A 16,481-nucleotide genomic window follows, 5' to 3' on the forward strand; every position below is an offset into this window, starting at 1 on the left:
TCGCGCTCGCCCGTGGCGAGCGGCATTGGGTGATTCAGAGCGCAGCCTTGCGGATGGCCGGCAGCATTTCCGCCGGATCGGGGCGGCGCGTGTAGTCGGGATTGACCTCGGCATAGACGATGGTGTCGTCCGGTGCGATCACGTAGCGCGCCGGCATCGGCAGCGTCCAGCTCGGATCCCCGTTGAACGCAGGCAGGTCATTCTTCAACGACTGGTAGAGTTCGACCAGATAATCCTGCAACTCGAAGCGCAGGCCGAACGCGGCGGCCACGTCGTTGTGCGGGTCCGAGAGGATCGGGAATTCCAGGGCGTTCTGGCGCACCGACTTGCGGCTGTTCGCGGCCACCTGAGGCGAGATCGCCAGCACGCGGGCGCCTGCGGCGCGGATGTCCGGCAGCGCGGCTTGCAGCGCCTGCAGTTCCAGATTGCAGTACGGACACCAGACGCCGCGGTAGAAGGTGACCACCAGCGGTCCTTCGCGCAGCAGCTCGGCGGACGACACGGGATGGCCGTCCGGATCGTCGAGCGTGAAGGTGGGCGCCGGGTTGCCCGCCTTCAGGGCGTTCTGCGCCGCGCCCGAGGCGATCAGTTCGGCGGTGGCGCGGTGCATGGTGTGGATGACCGAGGGCGGCACGTTGTACGGCGGCTTGCCGGCCTGGAAGTCGGCCTTGAAGGCATCGAGTCTGTCTTGCAGTGACATGGGGCGTTCTCCGGGAAAAGGACGGGGAGCAGCAGGCGGTCCGCGGCGCGGTCCGCCTGCCACGACGATCAGGCGGACGGATTCATCGAGCGCGCCACTTCGGCGGCGCTGATGCCTTCCAGTGCCAGGCCGTAGCCGGCGCCTTCGTCGACGATCCGGCGCAGCTTCTGGGTCAGCGCGATGCGGGTGTAGCGGCTGGTCAGCGGCGGCAGCTTCGCCAGTTCGCCGGCGACCTCATGGGCGCGCGCCAGCAGGCGGTCGGCGGGCACGATTTCGTTCACCGCGCCCCAGTCCTTGGCGGTCTGCGCATCGAGCTGCTGGCGGGTCAGGATGAAGTAGCGGCCGCGCACGCTGCCGATGACCTCCGGCCACAGCAGGTTGACGCCGTCGCCGGGGACGATGCCGAAGTCGAAATGCGGCTTGTCCTGGAACACCGTTTCCGGCGTGGCCAGCACGATGTCGGCCAGCAGTGCGTACTCCGAATGCAGCAGCACCGGGCCGTTGAGCGCGGCGATCAGCGGCACCTCGATGTCGAGGAGGTTCATCAGCACCTTCTTGCCCTCGCGGAAGATCTTGTCGTAGCCACGCGGGGTGAAGAAGTCGAAGCCTTCGGGGCTGATGGCGTCCATGAAGGCATCGCCGGTGCCGGTGAGAATGACCACGCGGTTGTCGGGATCGCTGCCGACGTCGTGGAACAGGTCCACGAACTGCTCGTGGGTGTGGCCGTTGAAGACCAGTTTGCCGCCGTCGCTGTGCAGGGCGATTTCCAGCACGCCTTCGGCAGAGCGGGTCAGGCGGGCGTTGGGATAGGCGTTCTGGTAAGCGTCGAAGCGGGGCATGCTGGAATCCTTATCGAGGTGAGGGTGTTTCGGCAGGAGCGCCAAACACCGTGATCGAGATTGTGGATACCCGCTAAATGGAATGGCAGATATGATGCAGAGATAACCTCTATTCCATTAAGGAATAAAATGGACCGTTTGCTGGCGATGGCCGCATTCGTGCGAGTAGTGGAGGCCGGTTCCTTCTCCGCGGCTGCTCGCGTGCTGGAGGTCGGGCAGCCGGCGGTATCGAAGACCGTCGCGCAACTGGAACAACGGCTGGGCGTAAAGCTGCTTCTGCGCTCCACCCACGGGCTGACGCCGACGGAAGCCGGCGTGCGCTTCTACGAGCGCGCGCGGGTCGCCATCCAGGAGGCGGACGAGGCCGAACTGGCCGCACGCGGCGCGGGCACCGGTCTGTCCGGGCGGCTGCGCATTTCGGCGGCACCTACCTTCGCGCGCCTGCACGTCATCCCGCATTTGCCGCGTTTCCTCGCCGCGCACCCCGATCTCGAGGTGGACGTGGTGCTGGACGATCGTACGATCGATTTGCTCGCCGAAGGCATCGACGTCTCGTTGCGGATGGGCGCATTGGCCGACTCTAGCGTGGTGGCGCGCAGGCTGGCGTCCTCGCCGCGCTCGGTGTTCGCCACCACCGGATACCTCGCGCGTGCCGGCGTGCCGCGGGTTCCCGCCGACCTCGCCGATCACGAAACGGTGCTGTTCAGCCAGTCGGGCAATGTGTGGAACTTCACCCGCGAGGGCGCGGAAGTCTCGGTGCTGGTGCGCGGCCGGGCGCGTTTCAGCGCCGCCGAAGGCATTCGCGCCGCGGTGCTTGCCGACCTGGGGCTCGCCATCGCGTCGGACTGGATGTTCGCACCTGAACTGGCCGATGGCCGGGTGCTGCGGCTGCTGGAGAACTGGGCGCTTCCCGACATCGACCTGTGGGCCGTCTTCCCGACCGGGCGCCTGGCCACGGCCAAGGCCCGCGCGTTCGCCGAATTCGTCGAGGACGTGATGCGAAACGGCGGTTGATCCGGACGGGCGCGCTGGCCGGTGGCGGGACGAAGGCACGTCCTTGCTGCCTACTTGCCCCCGGTGGCATCGAGGAAGGTACCCGTCACGAAGGAGGCTTCGGCGCTTGCCAGCCAGAGGATCGCCCGCGCCACTTCTTCGGGCTGGCCGCCGCGTCCCATCGGGATGCTGTCCTTGACGCGGTCCACCCGTCCGGGTTCGCCGCCGCTGGCATGCATTTCGGTGTAGATGTGTCCCGGCCTGACGCAGTTGACCCGGATTCCCTCCCGTGCGACCTCCTTGGCGAAGCCGATGGTGAAGGTCTCCAGCGCGCCCTTCGAGGCCGCGTAGTCGACATACTCGTTCGGGCTGCCGAGCCTGGCCGATGCCGATGAAACGTTGATCACCACGCCGCCCGGTCCGCCGTGGCGATGGGACATGCGCTTGGCGGCCTGCTTCGCGCAGAGCATCGGGCCGATCGAATTGACCGCGAAGATGCGCTGCATCCGCTCGAATCCGAGGTATTCCAGGCGGGACTGTCTGGCGATGATGCCGGCATTGTTCACCAGCACGTCGAGGCGCCCGAAGCGTTGGTCGATGCGCTCGAACAGCTGGATGACCTGCGCGGGGTCGGCGCTGTCCGCGCGTACCGCCAGCGCCTGGCGGCCCGCCGCTTCGACATCGGCCACCACGGCCCGGGCGGCGCCTTCATTGGACACGTAACTGATGGCGACGTCGTAGCCCTTTTCGGCGGCGAGGCGGGCCGTCGCCGCACCTACGCCACGGCTTCCGCCGGTAATCAGGATGACGGGAGTGTCCGAGGTCTTTTCCATTTATTCACCTTCGCGTGAGGGCTGTTGAATGAAACGGCTCAGTACCAGCACCAGCGGTACGACAGCGGCGGCGGTCGCCGCGGTGGCCAGCAGGCCGACCGTCTGGCTGCTGTGATCGGCGATGGCGCCGTAGAGGATCGGTGCGACGCCGCCGGAGCCGATCACGCTGGTATAGAAGACGGCAAACGCACGCCCGGTGTCCCCATCGGACAGTTCGGGGACGGTGCCGTAGAGGACCGACGAGGTGCCGTTCAGTACGATCCCCAGCAGTGGCAGCAGGATGAGCGTCGGGATCAGCGGGGTGAACAGCGTCCCGATGATCAGCAGCGCCGTGACCGTCTCGGCCAGCGCCACGCACCTGGTGACACCTACCCGTTCCCCGAGCCAGCTGAAGGTGAATTTGCCGAAGGCGCCGCCGAGGAACAGCAGCGCCAGCGCCAGGCCCACCGTCGGCGAGTCGCCGCCGCGGGCATGGATCAGGAAGGGCAGGAACAGCAGGTAGCCCATGCGTGTGGCGGTATCGAGCGCGCCTATCGTCGTCAGGATGCCGAAGCCACTGCGGCCGCGCCCGGCCCTGGCCTGCGCGGGCGCATGGCGGGCCGCGCGCGTATTGGGTGCCAGGGCCAGCAGGGCGATCACCAGCGCGACGCCCAGCACCGCCATCAACGCCAGCACCGGCCGCCATGCCAGAAGCGGCAGCAGCAGCGCGACCACCGCCGGCAGCACCGCCTTCCCGAGATCGCCCGAGAAGTTGTAGATGCCCAGCGGCCGGCGTGAATCGGCTCCATAGGTATCGGTGACCAGCATGGAGCCCCTCGGGTGCTGGATGCTCGACCCGATGCCGGCCACGACCAGCCCGACGCACAGGCCGGCGAAGCCGAGCGGCAGCGCCATCAGAAGCAGGCCGGCCGACGCCAGCAGGGTCGAGAGAATCAGCGTCGCCCGCGGCGACCAGTTGCGCAGCACGCGGTCGGCCGGAATCTGCAATCCGCCCATCGTCCCGTAGTAGAGCGCGCGAACCATGGCCAGCGCGGCGTAGGAGAGGCCGAACTGTGCCTGCCACACCGGCAGGAAGGCATACAGGCCGTCCGTGTAACCGTCATGCAACGCATGGGTCAGGCACGCGGCCAGCAGGCTGCGGGACCTGGGCGTCGTGGCGGCGGGTGAAGTCGATGCTGCACGGAGATTGAGTGACGTCTTCATGCAATCAGGGTAAATATGATAGAAAAAATTGAAAATCGATATCTTCTTACCTATAAATTTCAGATTTTCTAAAGGAATAACGATGCGCCGTCTTCCTCCTCTCAATGCGCTGCGTGCATTCGAAGCCGCCGTCCGCACGGGCAGCTACGCCGATGCGGCCCTGCAGCTCGGTGTCACCCATGGCGCGGTGAGCCAGCAGATCGCCACGCTGGAAAGCTGGTTGGGCGAAAAGCTCTTCACCAAGGAAGGCCGCCGCATGGTCGCCACGCCGATGGCCCGCGCCTTCGCCGCGGAGGTCGGCCTGTCGTTCGATCGCCTGGCGGTTGCCGCGAGTGCCTGCGGCCGGCCAGGTGTGCGGCGGATACTCCGGGTCAGCGCTCCGACCAGCCTGGCGATGCGCTGGCTGATCCCCCGGCTGCACCGCTACCACGCCGAACATCCAGACGTCGAAGTCGTCGTCACCACCGTTTCATGCGTGGTCGAGGACATGCGCGGCGGTGTCGACGTGGCGATTCGGCGGGGCGTCGCGAGGAACGACCTCTGGCCGCAACACCACGTCGTGCCGCTGCTGGAGGACGTCGACACGCTGATCATGAGCCCTGCGCTGTTCGCCCGGCGACCGATCCACGCGCCGGGCGACATCGAGGGGCACAACCTGCTCGCCAGCGAGACCAGGGCCGGCGACTGGGACAACTGGCTGGAGGCGGCCGGGCTCCAGCACCTGGCGGGGTTGCCACGGCAGACCTTCGATCACTTCTTCGTGACCCGCCAGGCGCTGGAGGATGGGCTGGGGATCGGCATCGGCCCGATGCCGATGCTGGAGATCGACATCGCCCGCGGCAACCTGATGATGCCGCTGCCGGACATCCGTGTTCCGCGCACGGGCTACGTGGCGATCTACCCACGCCAGGCCGATCCTGCGCAGCTGTACGCGGGCTTCGTCGACTGGCTGGCGGGCGAAGCCTCGCGACCCGCGGGCGTGGCGCCCTGATTCAAGGCGCCCGACCAGGCGAAGGCTTCAGCGGTGAGGGTTATTCGTCGACGCTGCCGGGTGTCGCACGGTCCCGGCAGCGGACCGATTCGCCGATCAGGAGAAACCGACCACGGCGTGCGGCACGTAGGGCGCCTCGAGCTGGGCGATCTCTTCGTCGCTCAGCGTCAGTTGCAGGGCGGCCAGGGCATCGGGCAGATGGTGGGGTTTCGAGGCGCCGATGATCGGGGCGCTGACGCCGGGCCTGGACAGCACCCATGCCAGCGCCACCTGCGCAGGGGGTACGCCGCGCGCCGCGGCGACCGCCGCCACCGCCTCGATCACCTTGCGGTCGGCCTCGGCGGTGTGGGCGTAGAGCGACTTGCCGAACTGGTCGCTTTCCGCGCGCTCGCTGGTCTCGTTCCACGGCCGCGTGAGGCGGCCACGCGCCATCGGGCTCCACGGAATCACACCGATGCCCTCGGCCCGGCACAGCGGCAGCATCTCGCGCTCTTCCTCGCGGTAGAGCAGGTTGAGGTAATTCTGCATGGTGGCGAAACGGGTCCAGCCATTGGCGCGGGCGACGTGCAGCATCGAGGCGAACTGCCAGGCGTACATCGATGAGGCCCCGATGTAGCGGGCCTTGCCGGCCTTCACCACGTCGTGCAGCGCTTCCAGGGTTTCCTCTATCGGCACCTGATAGTCGAAGCGGTGGATCTGGTAGAGGTCGACGTAGTCGGTGCCCAGGCGGCGCAGCGAGTTATCGATCTCCTGCATGATCGCCTTGCGGCTCAACCCGGCGCCATTCGGCCCGGCGTGCATGCGGCCGTTGACCTTGGTGGCGATCACCACTTCTTCGCGGCGGGTGAATTCCTTCAGCGCGCGGCCGACGATCTCCTCCGAGGTGCCGTCCGAGTAGATGTTGGCGGTGTCGAAGAAGTTGATCCCGGCCTCCACGGCCTGGCGGATCAGCGGCCGGCTCTGCGCCTCGTCGAGCGTCCAGGGGTGGCTGCCGCGGTCGGGCACGCCGTAGGTCATGCAGCCGAGGCACAGCCGTGATACGTCGAGGCCGGTGCGGCCGAGCTTGTGGTACTCCATGCGGTTCTCCTGATCGGTGAGGGCGGCGTTGTGGCCGCCGGTGGAGGCGTATTGGTCGCGCCTGTCGCCTGGCGCCGGGACTCAAATGAATAGGCGCAGTTCCGGCTTGAACAGGCCGATGAGAAACCATATGGCCTGGAACACCAGGATGCACAGCGCATAGAGCCTGATCTGCTCGGCGTTCCAGCTCGGCGCCATCCAGTGGATCAGCCAGAACGATGTCCATCCTTCGACGACGCGAGCACCGCCCCAGCAGAGAATCCATAGCCAGAACGTCGCGGTCAGCGCATGCCAGGACAGCCAGGCGAGTGTGGTCATCATCGGACTCCTTTCCAATCGGACAAGTGCCGGCGGGGCACGCCCAGCGGCCGTACGCCCGTGCTCTGCATGCCTGGGCGCAGCGGACAGGGTACGCGATACAGGGCGCTTTTGGAGCGGTGCAGAAGCCTGGGGGCCAGGCGCACGGCGGGGCGTATCCAGCGATTCGGCGCCGAGCCTCCTGCACGAGAAGGGCGCGCGGCGGTTCAGCGTGGGCGACTGCGGCGCCGCTGCGAGATTCCTTCACCCATGAAAAAGGCCGCCGGGTTGCCCCGGCGGCCTCTGGTCTTGCAGTGGTGGTTTACTTGGCTTCGAACACCAGGTTGCCTTCGCCGTCTTCTTCGAAGCCGGTGGCGGGCTGGATGTCGCCTGCATTCAGCGGGCCGGCGACGAGCAGGGTGCTCATCGGGTTGCGTGGCTGCAGCGCGGTGTGCACCAGGTTGTCCATCGCCCGACGGGTGTCCTCGGTGAGGTTGCCGCCGATCAGTCGATCGTCCTGGTTGACCTGCGCCGCACCTCCGAGATCACCCACCAGGTCCTTGATCAGACCCGAGCTGGTGCTCGGCGATTTGACGTCCACCACCCAGCCCTTGACGTTGCCCACGCCGGGCATGGCATCGAGGATCTGCGGCGCGATGAAGGTCACCGTGCCACCGCTGCGTGCGGAGCTGGTTTCGATCTGGCCGATGCTCAGGCGGTCCTTCGCGGAGTAGCTGATGTTGCCGCTGTCCGAGGTGGTTTTCGCCAGGTTGCCCATGTCGATGGAGCCGCCGCTGACCAGGGCGATGGCGCCACGGCCCTTGGTGCTGATGGTGCTGTCCTGATCGATGTCGCCGCCCGCATTGATCGCTACGCTACCCGCGCCGCTGGCGATCGCCGCGGCCTGGTGTACGTCGCCGCCGGACTTGATGACGATGTTGCCCTTGGTGGTGTTGATCGCCGCATCCTGCTGCACGTCACCGTTGGCATTCAGCGTGATCGCGCCATTGTTGGTGCTGATCGCCGCGCTCTGCTGGATGTCGCCCGCCGCGTTCAGGGTCACATCGCCGGTGCCGGTGTGGCTGACGCCGCCGTTCACCTGCAGATCGCCCGCGGTGGTCACCTGGATGGCGCCGCCGGTGGCCTTGAGCGCCGGGTAGGACACCAGGTTCATGCCGCGGAACAGCGAGGCGTAGGTGGGCGTCAGTTCCAGGGTCTGGGTGCCCTGGTTGTTGACGTAGATGCCACCCGTGCCGCCGTTGGCGTAGAGGCTTTCCAGCTTCACCTGCAGCGCATCGCCGGACTGGCCGATGCCGCTGCCGGCGATGGCCTGCAGGCCCTGGGCGGAAACGTCCAGCAGACCGGCTGCCTGGGTGCCGCGGATGCTGCCGCCGGCGGTCAGGCTGACGGTGTGGCTCAGGCCGGTGTCGCTGATCGCGTTGGCCAGTACCAGCGAGCCGTCGGTGTCGAGGCTGATGTCGCCGTCGCCGGAGACGCCGCTTACCGCGCCCTGGGTGGAAACGGTGAGCAGCTTGCCGCCGTTGGCGTTGCTGATGGACACGCCGTCGTGGCCGCCGGCCGCTGCGAGACGCTCGGTCCGCGTGGCGACGCCCTGCTGGGTGCCGATGCCGTTGCCGGCGAGCAGCGACAGGTCCGGGGCGATCAGCGTCCCGCCGGCACCCTGGATGGCGCCGCTGGCCTTCAGCCCGATGAAGGTGTCGCTCTTCACGTTACCGACGACGTTCAGGTTGCCCAGCGTGCTGGCGATGATCTGCTTGCCGCTGGCCACGGCGATGTCGCCCAGGCCGAGGGTGCCGGTGGAGTTGAGGTACAGGCTGGTGTTCAGCGTGCCGCCCTGGTTGACGTCGAGGCGGTTGGCGATGATCCCCAGCGGCTTGTCGGCCGAGCTGTCGATGTCCTTGTTCAGGTCGTAGGCGCTGACCGCCTGCTTGCGTACCTGCTCGCTGGCATCGCGGGCCACGTTGGCCTTGAACACCGCCAGGTCCGCCATGTCCCGGGAGGTCTGGGTGGTGTCGCGGATGGTGGTGGTGGTCACCAGGTTGGTCGCGGCGGTGTTCACCGCGGCCTGCGCCACATCGAGCTGGTTGTTCAGCTCGGTGAGGGTGTCCTGGGCCGGCGCCACGGTGTAGCGCTCGTAGCTGTCCAGCGCCAGGGAGGCGGCGGACATCACCAGGTCGACCACGGCGAAGGCGGCGTCGGCACCGGCGTCACCGGAGAACGGCACGGCCTGTGCGGCACCGGCGATCACCGCGGCGGCGTTACGCACCACGGTGGCGGCGTTGAGCGCGGTGTTCAGCGCGTCGACTTTCGCCGACATGGTGTCCACGGTGGCCTGCTGGGTGTTGACCGCGACCTGGGTGAGGTACTCGTTCAGTGCGGCCAGCTGGTCCTGCAGCGTGGCGCTGGTGACCATCGCCTCGTAGCTCTTGAGCTGTTGCTGGAGGATTTCCAGTTGCAGCAGCTTGGCGGCGGCCTCGGCCACCTTCGCCGAATAGTCGGCGATGGCGGTGTCGCGGCTCAGTTCGGCGTCGCGCATCGCCGGGGTGCTGGCGCTGAGGCTGATGTGGTTGCCACGGATGTTCGCCGCGGTGCCGTTGCCGTCGAGGATGATGCCCTTGCGCGACTCCACCTTGACGTTGCCGCCGGCGCCGGCGTCGAGCATGCCGATGGTGATGTTCGACTGGGCGACGAGGCTGATGTCGCCGTTGTCGGTCTTCAGGTTGCCGGCCACGATGACGCCGTTGTAGCCGTCGAGCTCCGACTTGGAGAGCGCGGTCAGGCTGATGCTGCCGCCACCCGGCAGGTAGATGGTGTCCTTCTGGTTGATGAACACGATGTTGCCGTTGGTGGCGGTCATGCTCAGCTTGCCACCGTCCATGGTGATGACGCCGCCGTTGTTGTTCAGCACGGTGATGCTGGTGGCGATGATCGAGATTTCGCTCAGGCCCTTGCCGGTCAGCGTGGTGCTGTCCACCGCGATGGCGCCGGCGTTGGAGGCCTTGACGCCACCCGTGCCGCCCGCCGCGGAGAGGAAGCTGACGTCCAGTGCCAGGTCGCCGTTGTTGCCGATGCCGCCCGGTGCGCGGATGTCCAGCGAACGCGCGCTGACGTTGGCCGCGCTGTTGCCGTTGCGCGCATCTTCGATGGCGCCGGCAGCGCTGAGGCTGACGTTGTTGCCGCCGGCATTGATGGTGCCGAGGTTGATGTCGCCGTCGGCGTCGATGGCCACGTGGCTGCCGCTGCCGCCGGTGGTGGCGCTGATCAGGGCCAGCGGCTGGCCGCCGGTCTGACGCGCGTAGATGCCGCCGTTGGCGGTATCGATCACCAGGCTGTCGACGTGCAGTTCGAGCTTGTCGCCGCTGGTGCCGAAGGACTTGGCGTTGACGGTGAGGCCACTGGTGACGAAGTTGGCGTCGTCGCCATTGCCGTCGGTGACGTTGCCGCTGACCTTGAAGGCGATGGAGTCGCCGGCTTCCAGGGTGCCGAGCACCACGTCGCCGCTGTTGTTCAGCACCATCCGGCCCGTGGCGCTGGCCGACAGCAGGCTGATCGCGCCGGTGTTCTGGACGTACAGGTCGCCGGTGCTGGTCAGGGCGACGGGGCCGCTGACGCTGCTGTTGAAGGCCTTGCTGGCCGAACCGATCTCGCTGCCGTAGAGGCTCAGCGAGGTCGCGGTCACCGCCGGTGCGCCGTTGCTCGCGGCGGAGCTGATGGCGCCGCCCGCGGTCAGGGCCACGGCGTTGGTCGCGCGTACCGATTTGACCTGCAGATCGCCGGCCTGCTTGACGGTCACCGCGCCGCTGCTGCCGGTGGCGCTGGCGGTCAGGTTGAGCGGGCTGGCGGACTGGTTGTCGACGTTGATGGTGCCGTTGCGGCTGATCAGGTTCAGCGCTTCGGCCTTGGTCAGCAGGGCGCTGGCGCCACCGATGTTGCCGCTGGCGTCGAGGTTGACGTTCTTCGCCAGGATGCTGCCGCTGCCCTTGGTGATGTTGCCGGCGGCGACCAGGTTCAGGCTGTTGCCCGCGCCCAGCGCCAGGCCGTTGACCAGGATGCCGGCGGCGCTGTTGGTGAAGGACAGGTCGAGGCCGCTGGCGTCGGTCAGGGCCAGTGCGTTGGTGCTGTGGTTGTGGCTCAGCGAGCCGCTGCCGATGCCGACCTGCACGTCGCCGTTCGGCGTGCTCAGGCTGAGGGCATTGAGGGCCTTGTCGTTGCTCAGGTAGATGCCGGCCTGGGCCACCTTGGTGCTGGCGGTGATGGCGTCGGCGGAGGTTTCCAGGGCATTGGCGGCGGTGCCGATGGCGTTGTTGGCGCTGATCGTCAGTTCGCTGCCGCTGAGGTTCATCGCGCTACCGTTATTGTCGGTGATCGCGCCGTTGTCGGCGGACAGGCTCACCTTGCCGGTGGCGGCGATGCTGCCGAGGGCGACGTTGCCCTGGGCGACCCGCACGGCGACGTCATGGCCGGCGCCGCCGGCGAGGATGCTGCCGATGGTCAGGCCGTTGCTTTCGCTGAGGTACACGCCACCGTCGGCGGCGCTGGCGTTCAGCGTCTCGCTCTGGATGTTCAGCGCGCGGCTGGCGTCGCCGACGTTCTTGCCGGCGTTCAGGGTCAGCGTCTTGCCGGTCAGGGTGACCGCGTCGGCCGCGCTGAACACGCCGCCGTCGGTGGAGGTGATGGTCAGGTCCTTGGTGGCGGAGACGGCGTCGGTGAGGAACACGCTGTCCTGCGAACGGATGCTGACGTTCTTGCTGCCGGCGGCGCCGTTGGACAGGGTGACCTTGCCGTTGGCATCGCCGATGGCGCCGAGCGAGGTGCTCTGGCCATTGACGGTCACGGTTTCACGGGCGGTGACGTTGCCGACCAGCAGTTGGCCGAGCTTGTTGTCGACATTGATGCCGCCGTTCTGGGTCGAGGCGTTGAGCACGTCGACCTGGGTGTTGAGCGCCTGGGCATCGCTGCCGATGGCGCCGTCGGAGCGCAGCGTGGTCGACCAGCCCGTGATGTTCACCTTGCTGCTGTCGGCGGAGGTGATGCTGCCGTTCTGCGCGGTGATGATCACGCGGCGCTGTTCGGTGTTGCTCTTGTCGCCGGTGCTGACTTCGCCGAGGGCGACGCCGCCGTTGACGTCGGTGACCAGCACGTGGCCGTTGACGGCGTGCGCGTTGAGCACGTCGGCATCGACGCTGAGGGCGTTCTCTTCGGCACCGATGGAGGCGCCGTCGGCGGTGACGGCCAGGTTCAGGGTGGCGGCGCGGGTGCTGCTGCCTGTGGCGGTGGCGATGCTGTCGGTGGCGGTGAGGCTGGCGCTGCCGCTGACGTTGATGTTGCCGCTGGACGCCTGCTGGATGCTGGCGGCGCTGATGTCCAGGCCGGTCGCCTCGATCAGGCCGCTGTTGTTCACCACCGAGGACATCAGGCCGCTGGCGCTGTTGCCGGCGAGCACGACGGTCTGCGCCTTGATGCTGCCGCTGTTGCTCACGCCGAGGGCGTCGGCGTCGCTGGTGGCGGCGCCCAGTGCATCGGCGGAAACGTTGAAGTTGATCAGCTTGTTGCCCTGCAGGTCGACGTTGAAGCGGTTGCCCGCGGCAACGGTGACCTGGCCGACGTTGGCCACGCCGTAACCGATGATCTGCCCGGCGTTGTCGACTTTCGGCGCCACCAGGTAGACGAAGCCGTCGGTGGCGTTGAGCTTGATCTCGCCCTGGTTCTTGATCGAACCCAGCGCGTTGCCGCTGAAGTTCAGCGTGCTGCCGTTGAGGAAGGCGGTGTTGTCCACGTCGAGGGTGGAGGCCAGCAGGCCGGCCACGTCGATCTGCGCGTTGGCGCCGAAGACGATGCCGTTGGGGTTGATCAGGAAGACGTTGCCGTTGGCCTGCAGGGCGCCCTTGAGGTTCGAGACCTGGTTGCCGAGCACGCGGTTGAGGACGACGGCGTCGCGGCTGCCCTGGGCGAATTTGACCAGTTCGGCGGTATCGATATCGAACTGCTGCCAGTTGATGATCGCCTTGGCGCTGGTCTGGTTGATCAGCGTCTGGTTCAGCGTGCTGCGGTCGATGGTGACGTTGCCGGACACCACGGTTTCACCGCTCGGCGCGGCGTGGGAGAACGAGGCGTAGCCGGCACCGATGAGGGCGATCGACAGCGCGGTCAGTACGGACGGATGACTTTTGGTTGTGCGTGACATGAGTGCTTATCCTTCGAATGGGGGCCGTCGATCAGAAGTGGTAACGCGCCTGGGCGTAGACGTAGGAGCTGTCCTCGGTCTTCTCGCCGACCGGGAGGCCCCAGTCGAGGCGCAGGTCGACGCTCTTCAGCGGGCGGGCCAGCAGGCCGATGCTGAAACCGGTCAGGTCTTCGCTGTCGTTCTGCTCGGGCAGCGGGTCCTTGATCCAGATGCGGCCGTGTTCCAGGCGCGAGGTCAGTTGATAACGGTCGCTGTCGGAGAACAGCGAGTAGCGGCCCTCGACACTTGCGGTGACGCCGTGGTCGCCGGAGTAGGCCGACGCCGGATGTCCGGCCACCGAGCCGAAGCCACCGATCGCCCACTGCTCGCTGGAGACCAGCGAATCGGCGCTGTACTGGCCGTAGAGGCGCGGAATGACCAGCAGGCGGGCATTGATCTGCTGCAGGCGGGTCAGGTCGAAGCTCAGCTTGGTGAAGTCGTTGTCCGCGTGGGCGTAGGCACGACTGGACATCGACGAGCTGTCGTCCATGCCGCCGAGCGCTTCGCCGAGGCCCTGGTGCAGGTCGAGGCTGGCCAGGGTGCGACCGTAGAGGTCGGTGTTGTCCAGGCCGAAGCTGAAGCGCAGCTTGCGGATCTTGTCCTCGGCGGTGCTCTGGCCGAGCATCGACTGGTCCAGATCCTGGTATTCCAGCCAGGCACCGGCGGTGTAGATCGTGCGCGCCGAGCGGACGAAGTCCTGCGACAGGCCGAGGCCCCAGCTGGTGTTGTCGCCTTCGATCTCGAGGATGCGGAACTGGCTGCCGATGTCCACGTTGCCCTGCGAGTAGTACGCATGCGCGTGGGTGCCGACGGCGTTGAGCGGGGTGGTGTAGTCGACGTATTCGAAGTGCAGGTCGCCCTCACCGAGGGACTGCATCGCCAGCAGGTTCAGCTCGTCGCCGCGACCGCTGAGGTTGGCGAACTGCAGGCTGGGGATCACGCGGTATTCGCCGGTGTTGTCGTTGCCGTAGTTGTTGGCTTCGAGGGCGCCCTGGATGCGAGGCGACTCTTCCACGTTCACCAGCAGGTCGGTGGAGCCCAGCTCCTTGCCCGGTTGCAGGGTCGAGCTGACTTCGATGCCGGACTGGCGGTTCAGGCGAGTCAGCGCGCGCTCGACGTCTTCCAGGGTGAACGGCTTGGAGGTCTCGACGCCGCCGGCCTTGAGCGCGCCGATCACGCGTTGGTCGCTGTAGCGCTGGTTGCCGTTCACTTCGATCTTGCCCAGCCAGCCCTCGAGCACCACCATCTGCAGGGCGTCCTGATGAGCGAAATCCTGCTGCGGAACCACCACCTTCGCCAGGCGATAGCCGCTGAGGTGGTAGTAGGCCTCGATCTTCTTCGCCAGGGCGTTGATGTCCTTGAACGTCAGCGGGCGGCCGAGATCGGCGGCGAGTTGGGCGCTCAGCTGGTCGCTGGTGAAGGTCTTGTTGCCGGTGAAGGCGACCTTTTTCACCATCACGCGGCTTTCCGCGGCGGGCGCGTTGGCGACCGGTGCGTCCGCGGCGAATGCCAGGTTGGCGGTCATCACGGCAAGGCTGAGTGCGCAGAAGAGGATTCTGGCGGGTTTATCGGAGTACGACATAAGGCCCCTTGTTTCCATATCGATGGACGTGGTTTTGGCTGTGTGGCGAACGGCGACTGGTGGCATGTTTTCTGGTTCTCACGGTCTTCTCCGGTCGTTCCGGACCGCGCCCGGAAGCGCGATTCGATAAAGTCGAAGAAGGCGTTTGGATTTCTTCGGGCAAACTTTTCCCGCGACCTTTAATAACGGCCGAAAAACAGTTGAATGACTCACTGCAACTTTTTTAAAACGTGGGATGCCCGCTAAACGAAGTAACGCGCACTTCGCAAAGTTTCATCACAACATCGGGGCTGGCTGTATCAGGAATCGGCGCAATGCGCCTGGCGATGCCTACTACGTTCAGGTACCTGACGGTCGACTGGACTGCATCTCACGGGTCGGTTTTGTCTACACGCTCTGTCTGCTCACACGGTTCGCTTCGGGTGTGGCTGAAGCCGAACCGGTTCACGGTCGCCTCTTCAGTCGGATGGCTTATCGTCGCTTCCGGAAAAAGCTGGATTACCGTTCGTCGCCACCATCTCGTTGTTTTTCAAGCGTTTAACCAGGGTGTTTGCGACGAATGGGGCTGGCGGCTTGATGCCCTTTTGTGCGTTTGGCCGCATTTTTCATGCGGTTATGAACTTGAGCAAATGCAACTACCGTTCGGCGATCCGAGGAGCACCAGGGCGTTCGCTCGGAATGGTCATGCCATTTCGCTGGCGCCAGGAGATCGTCCGCAGGGGGAAAAACAGGTTCGTGTTGCAACTGTTTTATTCAATCGAATTAACGCGCAATCGATGAAGGCGGAAAAAGGGTCTGGCGAACTTCGGCGTTTATATGGCTCTGCGCATGCACTCTTTAGGCAAAATAAGTTGAGCCTTGAAGTGAGAACGTGGAAATTCGTTAGCTTGCTCAAGTTGGCAAAGCGAAGTTTCGAGGTGAATTGATTTCATCGTGTCCGGTATAGGTTCGCCGCTGCTGGCGACATGGCAAAAACACTGCCGGACCGACCAGTGGTAAGGATTGGCAGGGCGTTGTGAGGCAATCCACGCTTTCGCGGCGGTTTAGTAAAAGGCCGGTGCTTTTGCGGTTGCGACGAAAGGCGAGGTGCGCGGAGTGCGTTTGGGCTGGCTGTTGGCCCTCCCACTCGCCTTGTTACCGGACGAGCGGTACTAAAGTTCGTTCGGTGAAGGGGAACTTTTGTTCTCTCGGTGGCCATCGGGTGCCGAAAGAGTGAAGGCAGGAGACGACAGTCTCCGGCAGCCTTACCGATGATGAGCAACGCGGGACCGGCCGGAGGCAAGGAAGGCCATGAGCGACAGCAACCGATGCAGGGGGCACCACCACCCGGTCGAGGTCATAGGCACTGATCGCGCGGCTCGGCGTGCAGGCCGCCCGGCGACGTTGCGCGTCAATTCCGTGATCGCCGATGCCGATGGTGAAGCAGGCGAGGGCGGCGAGAGTTCGGTTACAGGGCCGCACGGGCCGATGCCGGCGCTCGAAGGGCGCTCGGGCACGGCGCGAGTCTCGTTGAAAACTCCCCGATCCCCCCTCAGCGATCAGGAATGAAGACCTCGAGCCGCTCAGGCACGCGCATTCGCGCTGGGTCCTGTGCGCAGGTGAAGTGGTCGTCCTGGCTATGGAAAAGGCTTTGCTAGGAGTGTTCCGGCACATGAGTTGTCCATAGCGAGTAGCCGTGGCTGTTAGGTGGTTGGCCCGTCAGGAATGGTCACGGCGGGAAGT

The 16,481-nt window shown here is 66.1% G+C and carries 12 protein-coding genes; 4 read left to right on the forward strand and 8 right to left on the reverse strand.

Going from position 1 to position 16,481, the window contains the following annotated elements; all coding sequences use genetic code 11:
- Window positions 1-34: 34 nt before the first annotated feature.
- Both BLV15_RS09740 and BLV15_RS09745 read right to left on the reverse strand, forming a co-directional pair.
- A complete protein-coding gene (locus BLV15_RS09740) occupies window positions 35-700 on the reverse strand; it encodes a peroxiredoxin-like family protein (RefSeq protein ID WP_090227179.1) in 666 nt (221 codons plus the stop codon).
- 68 nt (window positions 701-768) lie between these two features.
- Window positions 769-1,539: an enoyl-CoA hydratase/isomerase family protein gene (locus tag BLV15_RS09745; RefSeq protein ID WP_090227181.1), complete on the reverse strand. Its 771-nt coding sequence runs from the start codon at window positions 1,537-1,539 to the stop codon at window positions 769-771.
- Window positions 1,540-1,668: 129 nt separating this feature from the next.
- Here BLV15_RS09745 and BLV15_RS09750 point away from each other — a divergent pair, with 129 nt between their 5' ends.
- A complete protein-coding gene (locus BLV15_RS09750; RefSeq protein ID WP_090227184.1) occupies window positions 1,669-2,553 on the forward strand; it encodes a LysR family transcriptional regulator in 885 nt (294 codons plus the stop codon).
- Window positions 2,554-2,603: 50 nt separating this feature from the next.
- On the opposite strand, the gene BLV15_RS09755 is transcribed toward BLV15_RS09750, so the two are convergent.
- Together BLV15_RS09755 and BLV15_RS09760 are read right to left on the reverse strand one after the other, a co-directional pair.
- Window positions 2,604-3,365 carry an SDR family oxidoreductase gene (locus BLV15_RS09755; RefSeq protein ID WP_090227187.1) on the reverse strand — a complete coding sequence of 254 codons (762 nt, stop codon included), beginning with the start codon at window positions 3,363-3,365 and terminating at the stop codon, window positions 2,604-2,606.
- On the reverse strand, window positions 3,366-4,568 hold the full coding sequence (locus BLV15_RS09760) for an MFS transporter (RefSeq protein ID WP_090227188.1): 1,203 nt from the start codon (window positions 4,566-4,568) through the stop codon (window positions 3,366-3,368).
- 82 nt (window positions 4,569-4,650) lie between these two features.
- Here BLV15_RS09760 and BLV15_RS09765 point away from each other — a divergent pair, with 82 nt between their 5' ends.
- Window positions 4,651-5,559, forward strand: coding sequence for a LysR substrate-binding domain-containing protein (locus BLV15_RS09765; protein ID WP_090227191.1), 909 nt, complete (start codon window positions 4,651-4,653; stop codon window positions 5,557-5,559).
- A 96-nt stretch (window positions 5,560-5,655) separates the two neighbouring features.
- Here the strand turns inward: BLV15_RS09765 and BLV15_RS09770 are convergent, their stop codons facing one another.
- From BLV15_RS09770 to BLV15_RS09785, 4 genes are all read right to left on the reverse strand, one after another.
- Complete coding sequence (locus BLV15_RS09770; RefSeq protein WP_090227193.1) at window positions 5,656-6,636, reverse strand: aldo/keto reductase; 981 nt, start codon at window positions 6,634-6,636, stop codon at window positions 5,656-5,658.
- Between the two features lie 81 nt (window positions 6,637-6,717).
- Window positions 6,718-6,954 (reverse strand): hypothetical protein, encoded by a 237-nt coding sequence (locus BLV15_RS09775; protein WP_090227195.1) that lies wholly within the window; start codon window positions 6,952-6,954, stop codon window positions 6,718-6,720.
- A gap of 301 nt (window positions 6,955-7,255) precedes the next feature.
- Complete coding sequence (locus tag BLV15_RS09780) at window positions 7,256-13,138, reverse strand: two-partner secretion domain-containing protein (protein ID WP_090227198.1); 5,883 nt, start codon at window positions 13,136-13,138, stop codon at window positions 7,256-7,258.
- Window positions 13,139-13,169: 31 nt separating this feature from the next.
- Window positions 13,170-14,759, reverse strand: a complete 1,590-nt coding sequence (locus BLV15_RS09785; protein WP_090227200.1) for a ShlB/FhaC/HecB family hemolysin secretion/activation protein — start codon at window positions 14,757-14,759, stop codon at window positions 13,170-13,172.
- A 314-nt stretch (window positions 14,760-15,073) separates the two neighbouring features.
- Here BLV15_RS09785 and BLV15_RS21815 point away from each other — a divergent pair, with 314 nt between their 5' ends.
- Entirely contained in the window at window positions 15,074-15,685 is a 612-nt protein-coding gene (locus BLV15_RS21815; RefSeq protein ID WP_139210698.1) for a hypothetical protein, read from the forward strand.
- Between the two features lie 364 nt (window positions 15,686-16,049).
- On the forward strand, window positions 16,050-16,307 hold the full coding sequence (locus BLV15_RS21820) for a hypothetical protein (protein WP_139210699.1): 258 nt from the start codon (window positions 16,050-16,052) through the stop codon (window positions 16,305-16,307).
- The last annotated feature ends 174 nt before the right edge of the window (window positions 16,308-16,481 follow it).

Origin of the sequence: Pseudomonas kuykendallii (assembly GCF_900106975.1) — a bacterium.
In the GTDB taxonomy this organism is placed as follows: Bacteria; Pseudomonadota; Gammaproteobacteria; order Pseudomonadales; family Pseudomonadaceae; genus Pseudomonas_O; species Pseudomonas_O kuykendallii.